16 protein-coding genes are annotated in these 14782 nt (G+C 32.8%); 7 read left to right on the top strand and 9 right to left on the bottom strand.

Going from position 1 to position 14782, the window contains the following annotated elements; translation table 11 throughout:
• Window positions 1-7: 7 nt before the first annotated feature.
• The 4 genes from rlmF to AAFN75_RS12895 all read right to left on the bottom strand — a co-directional run bounded on the left by rlmF (window position 8) and on the right by AAFN75_RS12895 (window position 3708).
• Window positions 8-934 carry a 23S rRNA (adenine(1618)-N(6))-methyltransferase RlmF gene (rlmF, locus tag AAFN75_RS12910; protein WP_411806709.1) on the bottom strand — a complete coding sequence of 309 codons (927 nt, stop codon included), beginning with the start codon at window positions 932-934 and terminating at the stop codon, window positions 8-10.
• Window positions 935-995: 61 nt separating this feature from the next.
• Window positions 996-2792: a YfiR/HmsC family protein gene (locus tag AAFN75_RS12905; RefSeq protein WP_411806708.1), complete on the bottom strand. Its 1797-nt coding sequence runs from the start codon at window positions 2790-2792 to the stop codon at window positions 996-998.
• A gap of 113 nt (window positions 2793-2905) precedes the next feature.
• Window positions 2906-3280 carry a response regulator gene (locus AAFN75_RS12900; protein ID WP_411806707.1) on the bottom strand — a complete coding sequence of 125 codons (375 nt, stop codon included), beginning with the start codon at window positions 3278-3280 and terminating at the stop codon, window positions 2906-2908.
• Window positions 3281-3303: 23 nt separating this feature from the next.
• Window positions 3304-3708, bottom strand: a complete 405-nt coding sequence (locus tag AAFN75_RS12895; protein ID WP_411806706.1) for a response regulator — start codon at window positions 3706-3708, stop codon at window positions 3304-3306.
• A 195-nt stretch (window positions 3709-3903) separates the two neighbouring features.
• On the opposite strand from AAFN75_RS12895, the gene AAFN75_RS12890 reads away from it, so the two are divergent.
• Window positions 3904-4563 carry an HAD family hydrolase gene (locus AAFN75_RS12890; protein WP_411806705.1) on the top strand — a complete coding sequence of 220 codons (660 nt, stop codon included), beginning with the start codon at window positions 3904-3906 and terminating at the stop codon, window positions 4561-4563.
• 51 nt (window positions 4564-4614) lie between these two features.
• On the opposite strand, the gene AAFN75_RS12885 is transcribed toward AAFN75_RS12890, so the two are convergent.
• From AAFN75_RS12885 to mscL, 3 genes are read right to left on the bottom strand one after another with little or no spacing between them, the layout of a single operon-like run.
• A complete protein-coding gene (locus tag AAFN75_RS12885) occupies window positions 4615-5508 on the bottom strand; it encodes a DUF2167 domain-containing protein (RefSeq protein ID WP_411806704.1) in 894 nt (297 codons plus the stop codon).
• A gap of 42 nt (window positions 5509-5550) precedes the next feature.
• Window positions 5551-5712, bottom strand: a complete 162-nt coding sequence (locus tag AAFN75_RS12880; protein ID WP_411806703.1) for a hypothetical protein — start codon at window positions 5710-5712, stop codon at window positions 5551-5553.
• Between the two features lie 46 nt (window positions 5713-5758).
• The gene (gene mscL, locus AAFN75_RS12875; RefSeq protein WP_411806702.1) at window positions 5759-6211 is read right to left on the bottom strand and encodes a large conductance mechanosensitive channel protein MscL; all 453 of its coding nucleotides are present in this window, start codon (window positions 6209-6211) and stop codon (window positions 5759-5761) included.
• 283 nt (window positions 6212-6494) lie between these two features.
• Here mscL and AAFN75_RS12870 point away from each other — a divergent pair, with 283 nt between their 5' ends.
• Together AAFN75_RS12870 and AAFN75_RS12865 are read left to right on the top strand one after the other, a co-directional pair.
• The gene (locus tag AAFN75_RS12870) at window positions 6495-7097 is read left to right on the top strand and encodes a SatD family protein (RefSeq protein ID WP_411806701.1); all 603 of its coding nucleotides are present in this window, start codon (window positions 6495-6497) and stop codon (window positions 7095-7097) included.
• Complete coding sequence (locus AAFN75_RS12865) at window positions 7091-7813, top strand: DUF3307 domain-containing protein (RefSeq protein WP_411806700.1); 723 nt, start codon at window positions 7091-7093, stop codon at window positions 7811-7813. The genes AAFN75_RS12870 and AAFN75_RS12865 overlap by 7 nt, the downstream gene beginning before the upstream one ends.
• 198 nt (window positions 7814-8011) lie before the next feature.
• Here the strand turns inward: AAFN75_RS12865 and ccsA are convergent, their stop codons facing one another.
• Together ccsA and AAFN75_RS12855 are read right to left on the bottom strand one after the other, a co-directional pair.
• The gene (ccsA, locus tag AAFN75_RS12860) at window positions 8012-11281 is read right to left on the bottom strand and encodes a cytochrome c biogenesis protein CcsA (protein ID WP_411806699.1); all 3270 of its coding nucleotides are present in this window, start codon (window positions 11279-11281) and stop codon (window positions 8012-8014) included.
• Window positions 11282-11546: 265 nt separating this feature from the next.
• Window positions 11547-11945 carry a group III truncated hemoglobin gene (locus tag AAFN75_RS12855; RefSeq protein WP_411806698.1) on the bottom strand — a complete coding sequence of 133 codons (399 nt, stop codon included), beginning with the start codon at window positions 11943-11945 and terminating at the stop codon, window positions 11547-11549.
• Window positions 11946-12203: 258 nt separating this feature from the next.
• Here AAFN75_RS12855 and AAFN75_RS12850 point away from each other — a divergent pair, with 258 nt between their 5' ends.
• Genes AAFN75_RS12850 through AAFN75_RS12835 form a run of 4 tightly spaced genes read left to right on the top strand, consistent with a single transcriptional unit; the run spans window position 12204 to window position 14723 of the window.
• Window positions 12204-12971 (top strand): Rossmann-like and DUF2520 domain-containing protein, encoded by a 768-nt coding sequence (locus tag AAFN75_RS12850; protein WP_411806697.1) that lies wholly within the window; start codon window positions 12204-12206, stop codon window positions 12969-12971.
• The gene (locus tag AAFN75_RS12845; protein WP_411806696.1) at window positions 12952-13482 is read left to right on the top strand and encodes a KdsC family phosphatase; all 531 of its coding nucleotides are present in this window, start codon (window positions 12952-12954) and stop codon (window positions 13480-13482) included. Before AAFN75_RS12850 ends, AAFN75_RS12845 begins: the two co-directional genes overlap by 20 nt.
• 8 nt (window positions 13483-13490) lie before the next feature.
• On the top strand, window positions 13491-13808 hold the full coding sequence (locus AAFN75_RS12840; protein WP_411806695.1) for a hypothetical protein: 318 nt from the start codon (window positions 13491-13493) through the stop codon (window positions 13806-13808).
• A 3-nt stretch (window positions 13809-13811) separates the two neighbouring features.
• The gene (locus tag AAFN75_RS12835) at window positions 13812-14723 is read left to right on the top strand and encodes a geranylgeranylglycerol-phosphate geranylgeranyltransferase (protein ID WP_411806694.1); all 912 of its coding nucleotides are present in this window, start codon (window positions 13812-13814) and stop codon (window positions 14721-14723) included.
• Window positions 14724-14782: the final 59 nt, after the last annotated feature.

Here is a 14782-nt window from a genome sequence, read left to right as displayed (position 1 = left end):
TACAAGCTTATTTAAAAGTCCACGCCACCATGCGGGATATTTTATTGCCTTGTCCCATATTTATGGTTTTAATATTGGTAGCTCCTAATTTTTTTAACGAGGCGTACATGCCTTTTACTAAATCCTTTTTAGAAATTAAAGTCGTAAACCATTCGCACTGGTCTTTAAACAAAGAACTTTCATATAAATACGTATGTAAAAAAGCTTTTTCGCCACCTTTATACCACAACTCGTTTTGAGTTCCAGAAAAGTTTCTTACCGGTTTTAATGCATCCATATTTAAACCTTTAAGTTTTCTAGCATTAGCCTCTAAAGCTTCGGCTTCCGATTTATAAAACGGCGGGTTACAAATAGATACTGAAAACTTATCGGTATCTTTTAAAACACCTTGAAATATTTGAGAGGCATCACTTTGATATCTCAGGCTGACAACATTATCAAGCTTGTTATTAGCAATAATATTTTGAGCATGTTTTAAGGCTCCTTTATCAATATCTGTAGCTACAAAACTCCAATGATATTCGGCTTGTCCTATAAGTGGATAAATACAACTCGCTCCCGTTCCAATATCCAAAACTTTAATATTACCCATAATATTTGATGCTTTTAATACATCGGAAATATGATGAATATAATCTGCTCGCCCAGGAATTGGAGGACATAAATTAGTTTCTGGAAAGTCCCAAAATACTATATTATAATGCTTATAAAGTAAAGCCGTATTAAGTGCTTTTACTGCTTTAGGATTTGAGAAATCTATAGTTTTTGTTTCATATTTATTTGTAAAAACAAAAGGTGCTAACCCCGGAAATGATTCACTTAAAGCATCTAAATTGTATCCTGACTTATGTTTGTTATTTGGGTGTATTTGGGCTGAATTCTTGATAGCTGTAGTTTTAAAAAAAGGGTTAATGCATACTATTTGATGCTGCACAAAGTTATGAATAACATACTACATCTCCATACTTTTAATGAATTGGAAATAAACCATAATTCTACGATTCCTTAGGAATTGAAAAACTAAACGTGGTTCCTTCACCTTTTTCTGATGTAAACCATATTTTACCTGAATGAGCTTCAACAATTTTTTTACAATGTGCTAAACCAATACCAGAGCCCTCGTACTCTAAACGGGAGTGCAAACGTTGGAAAATATCAAACACACGATCTTGATATTCCTTAGCTATACCAATACCATTATCGGTAACAGAAAATACCCAGTATTTTTGATCTTTCATTAAAACGCTATCTGTTTCATGAATCTCATTACATGTTATGTCTATAATAGGTTTGGCACCTGGATTTCTAAACTTTATACCATTAGTTATCAAGTTTTGAAACAACAATCGTAATTCCACCTCATTACCTTTTACAGTCGGTAAAGCAGCATAATTAATCTCGGCATTAGAGTTTTTGATGGTGTTTTGAAGGTCGTGTGTTAACACATCTAAAAGCGGCATACAGTTAACATCTTCATACTCTTTAGAGCGTCCCAATCTGGAATATTGTAAAAGTTCGTCAATTAACTTTTTCATTCTTACACTACCCTCTTTAATAAACCCAAGCATCTGCACGCCATCCTCATCAAATTTACTTTCATATTCCTCATTAATAATATCTATAAAGCTAGATATAGTATTTAAAGGCTCTTGTAAATCATGACTTGTTATATAGGCAAATTGCTCTAATTCTTTATTTTTCAAAGATAATTGTCTAGACTGCTCATTTATCTCAATATGCTGTGCATTTAAACGAATATTTAATTTCTTATTTTTAATGTAAGCCACCAATAAAGACATACTTAATATAAGAAGTAAAGTAGACAGGATTGATAGTACAATATTTTGCTTTCTTTGTGTATCAATTATAATGTTCTTTTCTTGTAAAATGGCTGTTTTTTCTTGAATATCACTACTTTGATCGTTCAATATTTTTTGTTGATATTGAATTCGAGTATTTATAGAATCTATTTTATTTTTCTGAAAGTTTAACCGCGCTATCTGCTCATTAATCTTGCGTTCATTTTCGCGTTCTATCGTTATAATTTCCTCTAATTTCTTATTCTTTAATTCGCCTTCAAGAAATAAAGAGTTTATAGAATTATCCTTTTCGGCAAGTGCTTCTTCCTTCTTATTCAAACTATCTATATGGCTTCCAATGGTTTTAATCTGCTCTTTAATAATTTCTTTTTGCTGATCGTTTTCCCTACTAACCACATACAATTTTTGTTCTGCTTTTTTATAAAGTTTCTCTTTAAGCTCTGTAGAAGTCACAGCATAACTAGCCAAGGTAGAAACCATTTTAAGGTTAGCCTCTCTAAAATACATTCTATTAATATCGTAACTGTAAGTTTCACCTACTTGAACCATATTAATCATGGAAGAATTGGTTGGATAGCCCTCAGTAATAATTAAAATTTTATTACCAATTGTGGCCTCAAGAATATCTTTTAATAAATACTCGTATGCTGTATTAACGTAGATAACATTAAAGTTTTGAATTTCTCCAATACCCATAACCCTTTTTACATCAATAAGCTTATCAAAAAGGCGTTTGTTCTCTGCAACTTTATTAAGATTATTATAAATAGACTCGGTTCCAAGAATACCAATTTTAAAAGTTTCAATATTATCTAAATTAGGCCATCTTACCTGCTCCGATAAGTTTAAAATCATAAAGGAACGTTGATCTTCAATAGGTATATCTTCTGAAGATTTAGTGTCTTGAGCGAAAGAAACAAAAGTGCTAAACACCACAAATAAAATTGAAGCATTTAATTTTGAAATTTTCAAATTAAAATAAGGTATTTTATTTAAAAATAGCGCTATTAAACTTGTAAAAATTTTAATTACAACTTTCATTAAATCGATAATTGGGGAATTATTTATAAAAGTTTTTTTGACTTCTAGTTTTTTAAAATTTTATTAATCTCTGTTTTTGTTAACACTTTGCTATTTATTACTTTAACATAATTATAATGCGCTAATTTTTTAAGCTTATCATCGGATAAAACGACGCTCATCATGACATAGATTTTAGTGTTATTTGTTTCACCTTCTAGCCAACTTTCGTATGCCTCTAAAAACTGAAAACCATCCATGACAGGCATATTAATATCTAAAAAAATAAAATCTGGCTGACTATTGTTTCGGATATACTCTATGGCCTTCAAGCCATTTTCCATAACTTTAATATCATGATCAACCTTATTTCTTTTTAAAATAATTTGATTGTAAAAATTAGTTGCCCTATCATCGTCTACTAGAAGTATTTTGCCCATATATATAACATTCTAAATAAACTTTAAACTTTTTGTAGGACAGAATCTAACGCTTTTACATTTAATGGTTTTCTTAAAAAATCTAGTAGTTTACCATTATTTTCAAATCTTTTTAAATCTCCTGGATCGTCAGATGAGGAAAGAATAATCACCTTAATTTGATTTACTAAATTTTCATCTAGGGTATAAAACTCTTCTAAAAACTCCCAACCATTCATAGCTGGCATGTTAATATCTAAAAAAATTAAATTCGGAATATTTTCGGTTTCAGTACAGCAACCTTCAAGAAACTCCATAGCTTCAAAACCACTGTGTTTCAAATAAATAGACTCAATGTTTTCACGTCCTTTAGCTAAATGTTTATTTAAAAAATTAGTAGCCTTATCATCATCAATAAATAGAATTTTTATTTTTTTTTGGTCACTCATTTAATTATAAAAATAGATAATAGTTTATAGATGTTTTCTGTCATTTACGGAAGGCAATTTAGTATTTTTTTTCGACATAATACATTTTTTTACGTCAAAACACCATTTTTTAAAAAACAAAGGTGTATTTAACACTTCTTTCTTGGTCATTAGGCATTTAAATTACAATCTAATATCTTCGTGAAAAAATTTTCTATGCTTAAAGCTGTTATTTTTGATATGGACGGAGTTATTATTGATAGCGAACCCATGCACAACAAAGCCTATCATGATATGTTTAATGAAGTTGGCATTAATGTTTCAACAGAACTTTACGAATCATTCACAGGACAATCTACAATTAATATTTGTAAACGGTTATGCGACCACTTTAATTTAGAGCAGGCCCCAGAAACCTTAGTTGCTTTAAAACGTAAGTATTATAAGCACTTTTTTTATAGTAATTCTGATTTAGGCCTTATTGATGGCGTTTTAGATTTAATTAAGGATTACCATAAAAACGGACTGACTTTAGTTTTAGCATCGTCTGCAGCTATGACCAGTATTAATCAAATTTTTGATCGTTTTGATTTAAGCCAGTATTTTATCGATAAATTAAGTGGTGGCGATTTAAAACAATCGAAACCACATCCCGAAATTTTTATAAAAGCTGCAGCAGCCTCTGGTTTTAATAAAGAAGAGTGTATGGTTATAGAAGACTCTACAAACGGAATTACAGCGGCAAAAGCAGCAGGTATTTATTGTGTTGGATTTGATAGTTTCCACTCTAAAAACCAAGACTACTCTAAGGCCGATATGGTTATTAAAGATTTTAAGGATATTCGTTATAACAAAATATCAAATGTATTTAACTAAAAAAAGAAGCGCCATAGTGCTTCTTTTTTTATATGTATTACTAAATTGGTTTTAAGCATCTTCTTTTCCTGCTCCAAATAATTTCTTTCTAAAACCGCTAAATAAGGCTACGGCTCCAATAGCTATAAATTTCCAGAATTTTAATATTACAGCAAAAAATCCTGCTTTGGCTAAAATCTTACCTGCTATTAATCCGCCTATACCGTAAGCAGCAACTTTATCAATATCTGGGTTAAAATCGCTATATCTATTTCCTGCTGTAAATTCTACACTATGTATAATATTATCTCTATCGGCGTTAAAGGCATCTAACATATCAATATCTCCAATAGCATTTAAGTTTAAAAAACCATTTCTACCAAGAACACGAATGTTATAATTAAGCGTATTAACATCGTAATCTTCAAACTTTAATTCTTTTGCCCAATGTAATTTTTTATTGTCTTGATCATAATAAGGTGGCGATGCCCAACCTACTAATTCCATGGTTGGATATCCTTGTGCTGTACGTTGCGGATTATCAACCTTAATGTCTTCTTGCATTTCTTCCAGCAAATCGTCATAATCTAAATCTTCGGCATCTTCATCTTCTATATAACCTTCATCAGAATACTCAATTTCTACGGCATAAGTAAACTCATCGTGCATGGGTGTCATAGCTTCCGGAAAGAGCAACCCAAGTGGTTCGCTAGGTGGGTTTCCCCATAAATCGGTTAATACACGCTTGCTTTGTTCGCCATCTAAAAATTTAAAACCTTTTGGTACATTTAGTATAGCCATACCATCATTTAGTATAACTTCGCCATATTGGTAGGTAAAGCTATTATTAATACTGTCTAAGGTTTTCTGGTAACTTTCGGCATCAAAAGTTGTTGTTTCTGTCTCTTCTTGTGCATTAATTTGAATAACAAAAAAACACAAAAACGCTGTAATAAGTTTGTTCATAATTTTGGGTGATTAGTTAATTTTAAGCGTCAAAAATAGCTTTTATTCTTTATCACTCGAATTTTCTTTCATCTTTTTAATGATGTTTTTAAGCTTTTCTTTCCTTAATTGCGCTTCAGTTTTCTTTTTATTTTTTTTCTGAGCCATTAATTTAGAATGCTTCGCTTTGTTTTTCGTATTCTTTTCTCGTCCTGTTTTTGCCATGATATTACATCGTGTTTTTTAGAGCCTATAAAAACTCTAAAGGTTATTAATTGGCACTATTATTTTGCTTTAATATAGCATTTTGTTCTTGCATTAACTCGTTAAGGTTCGATAACAACTCAATATCCTTTGGTGTCACTACAGTTTTATCTTTGGCATCATGCGATTTGTTTTTAAGCCTATTCATAAATTTAACCACAATAAAAACAGTAAAACCAATAATTAAAAAGTCCAAAAACGCTTCGCTTAATGCGCCATAACCAATAGCAACCTCTTCGGTTACAATAGTGCCACTAGCATCTGTTACAGCTTCTCGCAAGATAAAACGTTTGTTAGCCATATTAACACCATCGGTTAATAAAGATAATGGCGGTAAAAATACTTTTTTAACCATCACATCTATTACCTTATTAAAAGACGCTCCAATTATTATACCTATAGCCATGTCCATCATATTACCTTTAACAGCAAACTCCTTAAATTCTTTAAATAACTTCATATATATTTTTTTATGTTCTGCGACAAAGATATTAGATTGTACTTTTCTTTATTACTTCTTTTAATATAAAAAATACTCTAAATGCTTTAAGCTAATAGCCTTATTAAAATGGTGATTTTAGACTATTATGGGTTTTACTAATAATTTAACATATAATCAAAAAAGCTAATAATTTAAAATATTAACTAATTAACTAATATTAAGAATTATTAGCTTTAAAGATAATAATTTTGCAATTTCAAATAATAAGTAATACATTTGAGTATAATATGTTACAAATTTTATGACCAGCATAATAACAGGCGATATAATAAACTCTAAAAAGAGCGATCCTAAAAAATGGCTACAAGCACTTAAATCTATTTTAAGCAGTTTTGGTAAAACACCATTACATTGGGATATTTACAGAGGCGATAGTTTTCAATTAGAAATAAAACCCGAACAAGCCCTACACGCCTGTATACTAATTAAAGCCACTATAAAACAATTTGATAATATAGATGTTAGGCTTGCTATTGGCATAGGCGATAAAACCTATAATTCTCCAAACATAACCGAATCTAACGGAACTGCCTTTGTAAACTCTGGCGAGTGTTTCGAGCAGTTAAAAAAAACAACACTAGCCATTAAATCGCCATTCCTGTCTTTGGATGCTGCCATAAATATTATGTTAGAGTTGGCACAATTAACTATAAACAATTGGTCTAGCACCTCAGCAACACTAATAAAAACAACTTTAGAAAACCCGAACCTCAACCAAAACCGAATAGCCGAAATTTTAAACAAAACTCAAGGCAATATTAGCCAAGGCTTAAAACGCGCTGGTTACGACGAAATTTCAAAACTATTACACTACTACACCACCCAAATACAAAGTCTATGTTAGCATTAGCCATAAAATTTATACTTGCACACGTAATTGGCGATTTCCTATTTCAGCCCTATAAATGGGTACAACACAAAGAAACCCACAAACATAAATCCAAATATTTATACTGGCATATCATAGTACATATGTTAGCGTTACTCGTTGTGCTTCAGTTCAATTTTAAATATTGGCTAGCCTTACTAATTATACCAATTTCGCATTATATAATCGATATAATAAAACTTCATCTTAAAACAAAAACAAACCACCGCATACTGTTTGGGCTAGACCAATTAGCGCACCTTATAGTACTAGCGCTCGTAATAAAAATATACCAACCCTACCCCATCCAAATCGACAGTCTATTTACACCAAAAATCCTATTATTTATAACTAGTTTACTGTGCATCACTAAAGTATCGTCCATTATAATGAAAACCATAATTTCAAAATGGGATTTATCAGAATATAATAAAGAAGCCTCTCTAGCCGATGCCGGTGCCTATATAGGCATTCTTGAACGCCTATTCGTATTCATGTTTATCATAACAAACCACTGGGAAGGAGTAGGTTTTTTAATAGCCGCCAAATCCGTATTCCGTTTCGGCGATTTATCAAAAGCCAAAGACCGCAAACTCACCGAGTACATTCTAATAGGCACACTCTTAAGTTTCGGGTTAGCTATAGCCTTCGGAATAAGCTACGAGTACGTTTTAACTTTAATAGAAAAATAAATTAGGGCGTTACCACACCCTTCGTCTGCGCTCAGAGCAAGCGGACGGGCTTTACGCTGTATCTTTTTTTGCCATTTATGGCAGCAAAAAAAGGATGCCGCTGCAATCCCTAACGCGGGTTACAATTTGCCATAGGCAGTCACCCATATACAGATAACCAACCTATTTAAAATAAATACATATAGAAAAATAAGCGGATTACTTCTTATAATACTTAGCATAGCCACGGTAGGCAAAAACCCCTAATACAGCCACTAAACCACAAGCAAAACTAATAAATTTAACACTTACAATTTGGTCGCCACTAGCATAACTGTGTAAACCAGCTAAGTAGAAATTCACACCAAAATACGTCATTAAAATACTAGCAAAGGCCACAATAGACATCAGGTTAAAAAACCAACGTCCGCGTAGTCCCGGAACCAAACGCATGTGAATTACAAAAGCATAAATCATAATACTAATAAGCGCCCAAGTTTCTTTTGGATCCCAACCCCAATAACGTCCCCAACTTTCGTTAGCCCACATACCACCTAAAAAATTTCCAATGGTAAGCATTACTAAACCAACCGTTAAGGCCATTTCGTTTATAATGGTTAACTCCTTAATATTTAAATCCATTTTGGCCTTGTTAGCCTTATTAGTAAAAATCATAAGTATTAACGAAACCACACCTAAAATCATACCTAAAGTAAACGGACCATAACTTGCCACAATTACCGCAACATGTATCATTAACCAATAGCTATTTAAAACAGGCTGTAAGTTTGCAATAGCAGGATCCATCCAATTCCAGTGCGCAATCATTAAAATCATTGCAGTAACAAAAGCCGATGCCGCAATGGTAAGATTAGAAGATTTCATTTTAAAAAACCCAGCTACTTTTGATGGAAATGTTGTTGATTTTTGATTAGAATCTTTTTTATGAATTTTACTAATACCTGTAATTAACCCAAACAACATGGTAGACCAAGCTACATAAATCATAGACTCGTAAGCATCACTCCAAGGTGCATGTCCAGAAATATACCAACGTGTTATTAAACCTGCCGTGTGCAAAACAAACAAGCCAATTATTACAAATTTTAATACAGAAACTGAAACATTTACAAACTTCCTTTTATCGTTAAATATTTGTACAATCAACAAGACAAACAACAAACTACCCGCATACATATACCAACTAAAAAGCTTCTTAAAAATGTCGTACTTATTGTAAAGCACCTCGGTATATACCTTATCATCACTAAGCATAACATCGCCACCATAACGGTGTTGTGTTTTACTAAATGCTTCCAGTAGTTTATTAGCTTCGGTAAAATCACCAGTACGTATTGCTTGGTTTAAAGTATATAAATAGGCTCTAAACCCATTGTTTACAAAGTTAGAATACAAAGAGTCTTTAATTACAGACGTATCCTTTTTATAATCGAAATTCGAAATCCATTTATTGTTATCATCATTAGGAATAGGAAAAATCTTTAAAGACATCCCTTCTATGGTGTTGTACAATAAATTAACACGTTGGTCGGTTTCTTTAAATTCCTTTTGAAAACCATTAGGTACTTGTGCCTTATAAGCTTCATCTAAAAACGGTGCTAATTTATATTCTCCTCTATCCGAAAAGAAATCTGCCAAAGGCACATAACTAACATCTTTATTAGCCCCCAAAAGACGCCTAATAGAATCACCCTTTTTAGGTTTTAAATAAATAATAGGTACATTATACCAAAGCATAGGGCTTTCTTGTATAGACAAAAATACTTGGTTAGCATCAAAATCGCCATAGGTATCATGTTTGCTTAATTTTCTAAGCATTTCCGATGCATACGTATTAACAGGCATCATACGTCCGCTTAAATCCTGAATCACTAAATGACCAAATTTATCGGCGTGCGCTTTAGGCGCAATATTAGCTTTAAGAATAGAATCTATTTGTGCTTTTGTAGGTTGCGAATGGTCATGACCATCGCCTTCATGATGCTCATGTGCTTGCGCCATAGCATTTAAGCTAAAACACAATACCAAAATGGTAAGCAGTTTTTCCTTTTTTGCTTTTACTTTTTCTAACTGGCGCTTAATTTCTCCAAATCGAGAATGCTTAGAAAACAAAATAGCCATTAATCCAAAATATAACATATAATACCCTAAATAGGTAATTAAAGAACCCCAATAATCATGATTTACAGAAAGGATTGTTCCTTTTTCGTCTGGATCAAATCCCGATTGAAAAAATCGATAGCCGTCGTGATCCAAAATATTATTCATAAATATTTTATAGTCGAAATTTTCGCTTCTATCATCTATAACCGTTACTTCGCTTGAATAAGCCGAATAACCACGCTCAGTACCCGGATAACGTTCCGCTTCAAAATCGTTAAGCTTTATCGAGAATGGTAGGTCTAAAACTTTAGAACCATATTTAAAAGCAAAATCTAAACCACCAACTTGTATTTGTTTAAAGCTACTGTTAGTGCCTTTTCCTCCTAATAAGCCAACGCGTTTTGTTTCGCCATTAGTAGTCACTTTTAAAACTAAACCATCTTCGTCGTTTTTAAGAAATTGTGCTTTTTGAACCACATCGAAAACACCTTTAACAACAGGTTTCGGAAACACCATTTGCATATCGCCAATTTTATAAAGCGATCTTAAAACTAAAGGTTGTAAACTATCTTTTACCAAAAGGCCTTCTGCTCTTGTGGCCATGGTCATGTAAGAGCCTTCAAACGGCGATTCTATGGTTAAACCACTATCGCTATAATTTATATTAATAGCGCCTTTAGCTGGATTGTTTAAAGTAAAAATAACATTATGAATACTAGCTTGCTCACCTAGTTTTAAAAAGTGATTATGCGCACCGTTACCGCCTGCTTCTACAATTTTTAAATATTCCTCTCCATTTTCGTCTGAAATAACATCTTCTTCGGCGCTTACTATAAACTTTTCTAACTCGATAGTTACAGGTTGTTCTCCGTATTGGGTATCGACTCTATAATGATTTTCTAAACGTGCAGAAAAATCGACCTCGCTCTCAATAGGCAAACGTTGTGGTACACCGTCAATTTTATAATCGCCATCTATGTATGTGGTAATGTATGTTTTTTGCGAAAGAAATGTATTTTCGGTGGCGCCTTCTCTTATGGCCATCATACCCTCAAAACTAGCATAGCGAGTAATAAATGCTCCTATTAGAATAAAAATAAAAGACCCATGTAAAATAAACGTTGCCCATTTTTCTTTTTTATAAAGCTTGTATCTAAATACATTACCTATAAAATTTATAACAAAAAATACCATAATAGCCTCGAACCACCAGGCATTATAAATTAAGTTTCTGGTGTATGGTGTTGGAGATGTTTCTTGTCCTGCATCTAAAATTGTTCCGGTTGCCATGGCAACAGCAAAAGCAATAAATAAAACAGCAGTAAGTTTTGTAGAAAATAAAATATTGGCTAGCTTTTTTTGCATAATCAGAGCCCTTTTTTAAGGTTGTGCAAATTTAAGGATTAATGTTTATTTGGAAGTGTTAAATTCTTCTAAAAGTTTGAGGAATTGATAATAACAGAAGAAGTTAGATATTAGACTAAAAACCACTAAAATTTTACAGAGATACTCTCTATTAAAGCTAATGAAAAAGTAATAAAACAATCTTACAACTTAATCTTATTTTTTTTGACGTGTAAAAGCTATAAAATTAACTTAATGAATACCGAGACTGGTTAATAACCTTAGCCTACTTTGATCTTGCTTCGAAAATTTTTAAATATAAAAAAGATCCCATTTTGCGCGTACGACGTTTAGCGTTTTCGGTAACTTCGCCTTCAAAGAGTTCTTCTAAGGTTTCGAACCATAGGTTTAGCCATAGCCCAAAGTGTAATTCTGTAATACTATTGTTATTGTCTTTATCTACTTTTACATGGGCTTGTAGTGGATCGCCTTGGTATTTATGCTCTAGCTTACGTGTCATGAACAGGCTGGTTTCCCAAAAGGTGGTTAGTCTTTCTAAATGGGCGTCCCAATCCTTTATTACATCGTTGAAAAAAGGGCCTAAAACATTATGCCCTCTAACTTTTTTATAAAATGAAGTGACTAATAAAGCGACGTCTTCTCGGGTTTGTATATCGGTTTTCATAGTATTGTAAAATTAAGCTATTTTTTTAGGTAGAGTTGATAAAGCTTTAAAATGTCTGATGGATTTATTAACATGAAAAAGCCTTTGAAACTATAAACTACTCTGGCAAACAAGCGCGCAAGGGATAGTAAAGGAAAGCCCACAGCCCGACGTAGGAGGTGCGAGGACTTGTATTGGATAGCCCGACCCTTTTGGGATGCGCCCAAAAATAAATAATTTGGTTGTCTGTTTTTGAGAATTCATTAGTACTTTTGCAACATGATTTCAGTAGTAATTTTAGGTGCTGGCAATGTAGCCACACATTTATTTAAGGGGTTTGAAAAAACCAACGATGTTTCTGTTGTGCAATGGTATAACCGAAATGCGTCTAGTTTACAACCGTATAGCCATTTGGTTGATGTTACCGATAATTTAGAGGCTTTAAAGGACGTCGATGTATACATTATTGCGGTTAGTGACGATGCTATTTCTGAGCTTTCTAGCAGTTTACCTTTTGAGGATAAATTGGTGGTTCATACTTCGGGGAGCGTTAGTGTTTACGATTTGGATATGAAACTAAAACGCGGTGTTTTATACCCATTACAAAGCTTTAGTAAGGCGGCTAAATTAGATTTTGCTAATGTGCCAATTTGCATTGAAACGATTGATAAAAAAAGCTATCCTCTACTTAAAAAGGTAGCTGTAAGTCTAGGCAGCCCTACAAAGCGAATTAATAGCGACCAAAGGCGTGTACTGCATTTAGCGGCTGTTTTTGTAAATAATTTTACAAACCAACTGTACCGCATAGGGCATGAAATTACCGAAAGCGAGGGTGCCGAATTCGATTTACTAAAACCGTTAATTAAGGAAACGGCAAGTAAAATTGAGGATATGTCGCCGTTTAAAGCACAAACAGGTCCTGCTAAACGCAACGATAAAAAGACTATTAAAAAGCATTTAAAACAATTAGATAACGAGCACCATAAAGCGGTTTACGAATTGCTTACCGACTCTATAAAACGTACTCATGGAAGAAAAAAGTTATAAGGAATATTTAAAGCACATTAGCACATTTATTTTTGATGTTGATGGCGTACTTACAGACGGAACGGTTACCGTAACCTCTACCGGCGAATTGCTAAGAACCATGAACATTAAAGATGGTTTCGCCTTAAAAACGGCTATAGACCAAGGGTTTAATGTGTGTATTATTTCGGGAGGATCTAACGAAGGTGTACGTATTAGGTTGAGTGGTTTAGGTATTACCGATATTTATTTAGGCGCCCACAATAAAATTGAACAGCTTAATGACTATTTTAGTAAAAAGAATATTAAGGCTGAAAACGTGTTGTATATGGGTGATGATATTCCGGATTATCCTGTAATGGAACTTATTGGTTTACCGTGTTGCCCGCAGGACGCTGTGCCAGAAATTAAAGGCATTTCTAAATACATTTCTCATAAAAAGGGTGGTAAAGGAGCTGTTAGAGATGTTATTGAACAAGTGCTTAAAGTACAAAGCAAATGGAATGGTAATTTTAATGCTAAATATGATTAGTTACAATTTTGGCAAGACAACAAAGAAGACATAGCACTAGTTTTGGTTACATTGGTTTTGGCAACAACCAAAGTGTTTTTAACCAATCTACCACAAAAGCATTTTCGAGCTTAAAGGAAAAGCTAGATAGTGAAACTTTTTTACATCATAACGTTCATTTTCTTCATAAAAAACTTACTAAAGCCGAAAAAGAAGCCATAAAAGCACGCATAAGAAAACAAGAAAAAATTAGAACAAAAAAAACCATAGCACTATTTATTATTCTTGCTATTCCTATTTTCTTTTTCGTGAAATTCTTTTTTGATAAACTCGCATCAAACCTTTAATTTTTGAATGTTTTAAACCTTATCCGCTGGAAAAATTTATTGATGATTGCCTTGGTGCAACTCCTCATTAAATATGCGTTTTTGGAACCTTTTGGTGTTGAAACCACTTTAGATAGTTTTGGTATTACTCTTTTAATTATAGCAACTACTTGCATTGCCGCTGCAGGAAATATTATTAACGATATTTACGATGTGGAAACCGATTTGGTAAACAAACCAAACCGCGTTATTATTAACAAACACATTTCTGAAAAAACAGCCTATACCCTATTTATAATTTTTAATGTAATTGGTGTTAGTATTGGCTTTTATTTATCGCATGTTGTAGGTCGCGCTCCGTTTTTTACCATATTCGTACTTATTTCCATATTGCTTTATGTGTATGCTACCTATTTAAAAGGCACACCTTTGTTTGGCAATATTGTTATTTCCTTTTTGGTAGCGTTGAGTATTATTATTGTAGGCGTTTTTGAATTAATTCCAGTAATGACCGCCTCCAACCAAGACATTCAAACAGTTTTTTTTAAAGTGATTTTAGACTACGCTATTTTTGCATTTTCAATAAATTTATTACGCGAAATAGCCAAAGATATTGAAGATATAGATGGCGACCACAACGCCGGACTAAATACCTTACCCATTGCTATTGGTAGAGTGCGAGCTAAAAACGTTTTAACCGGATTAAGTTTTATTCCTTTAGTAGCTGTTATTTTTTATGTGGTTTTCGATTTGTATAAACAACCTATTGCTGTTGGCTATTTTTTACTTTGCATTGTGGGACCGTTAATGTACACATCTATTAAAACCTTTAGTGCAAAAAATAAAAAGGACATGCATCATATTAGCCAAATGTATAAAATTATTATGCTTTTAGGAGTGTTGTCTTTATTGCTTTATTTGTTTACCTTAAGCTAGTTATTTGGGCTTAGTGAGGTGCTAATAATTATCAAATTAGGATTTACTAAGTACACTTA

It is taken from the genome of Algibacter sp. AS12 (genome assembly GCF_046736315.1).
Classification (GTDB): Bacteria; Bacteroidota; Bacteroidia; order Flavobacteriales; family Flavobacteriaceae; genus Algibacter_B; species Algibacter_B amylolyticus.
Note: the sequence above shows the minus strand (reverse complement) of the source record. Positions and strands in the feature narration are given on the sequence as shown.

What these genes read in the sequence shown, in the direction of transcription:
- AAFN75_RS12900 (WP_411806707.1), bottom strand. Translation starts at nt 3,280, where the DNA reads ATGGGCAAAATACTTCTAGTAGACGATGATAGGGCAACTAATTTTTAC.
- AAFN75_RS12895 (WP_411806706.1), bottom strand. Translation starts at nt 3,708, where the DNA reads ATGAGTGACCAAAAAAAAATAAAAATTCTATTTATTGATGATGATAAG.
- AAFN75_RS12890 (WP_411806705.1), top strand. Translation starts at nt 3,904, where the DNA reads ATGCTTAAAGCTGTTATTTTTGATATGGACGGAGTTATTATTGATAGC.
- AAFN75_RS12885 (WP_411806704.1), bottom strand. Translation starts at nt 5,508, where the DNA reads ATGAACAAACTTATTACAGCGTTTTTGTGTTTTTTTGTTATTCAAATT.
- AAFN75_RS12880 (WP_411806703.1), bottom strand. Translation starts at nt 5,712, where the DNA reads ATGGCAAAAACAGGACGAGAAAAGAATACGAAAAACAAAGCGAAGCAT.
- mscL (WP_411806702.1), bottom strand. Translation starts at nt 6,211, where the DNA reads ATGAAGTTATTTAAAGAATTTAAGGAGTTTGCTGTTAAAGGTAATATG.
- AAFN75_RS12870 (WP_411806701.1), top strand. Translation starts at nt 6,495, where the DNA reads ATGACCAGCATAATAACAGGCGATATAATAAACTCTAAAAAGAGCGAT.
- AAFN75_RS12865 (WP_411806700.1), top strand. Translation starts at nt 7,091, where the DNA reads ATGTTAGCATTAGCCATAAAATTTATACTTGCACACGTAATTGGCGAT.
- ccsA (WP_411806699.1), bottom strand. Translation starts at nt 11,281, where the DNA reads ATGCAAAAAAAGCTAGCCAATATTTTATTTTCTACAAAACTTACTGCT.
- AAFN75_RS12855 (WP_411806698.1), bottom strand. Translation starts at nt 11,945, where the DNA reads ATGAAAACCGATATACAAACCCGAGAAGACGTCGCTTTATTAGTCACT.
- AAFN75_RS12850 (WP_411806697.1), top strand. Translation starts at nt 12,204, where the DNA reads ATGATTTCAGTAGTAATTTTAGGTGCTGGCAATGTAGCCACACATTTA.
- AAFN75_RS12845 (WP_411806696.1), top strand. Translation starts at nt 12,952, where the DNA reads ATGGAAGAAAAAAGTTATAAGGAATATTTAAAGCACATTAGCACATTT.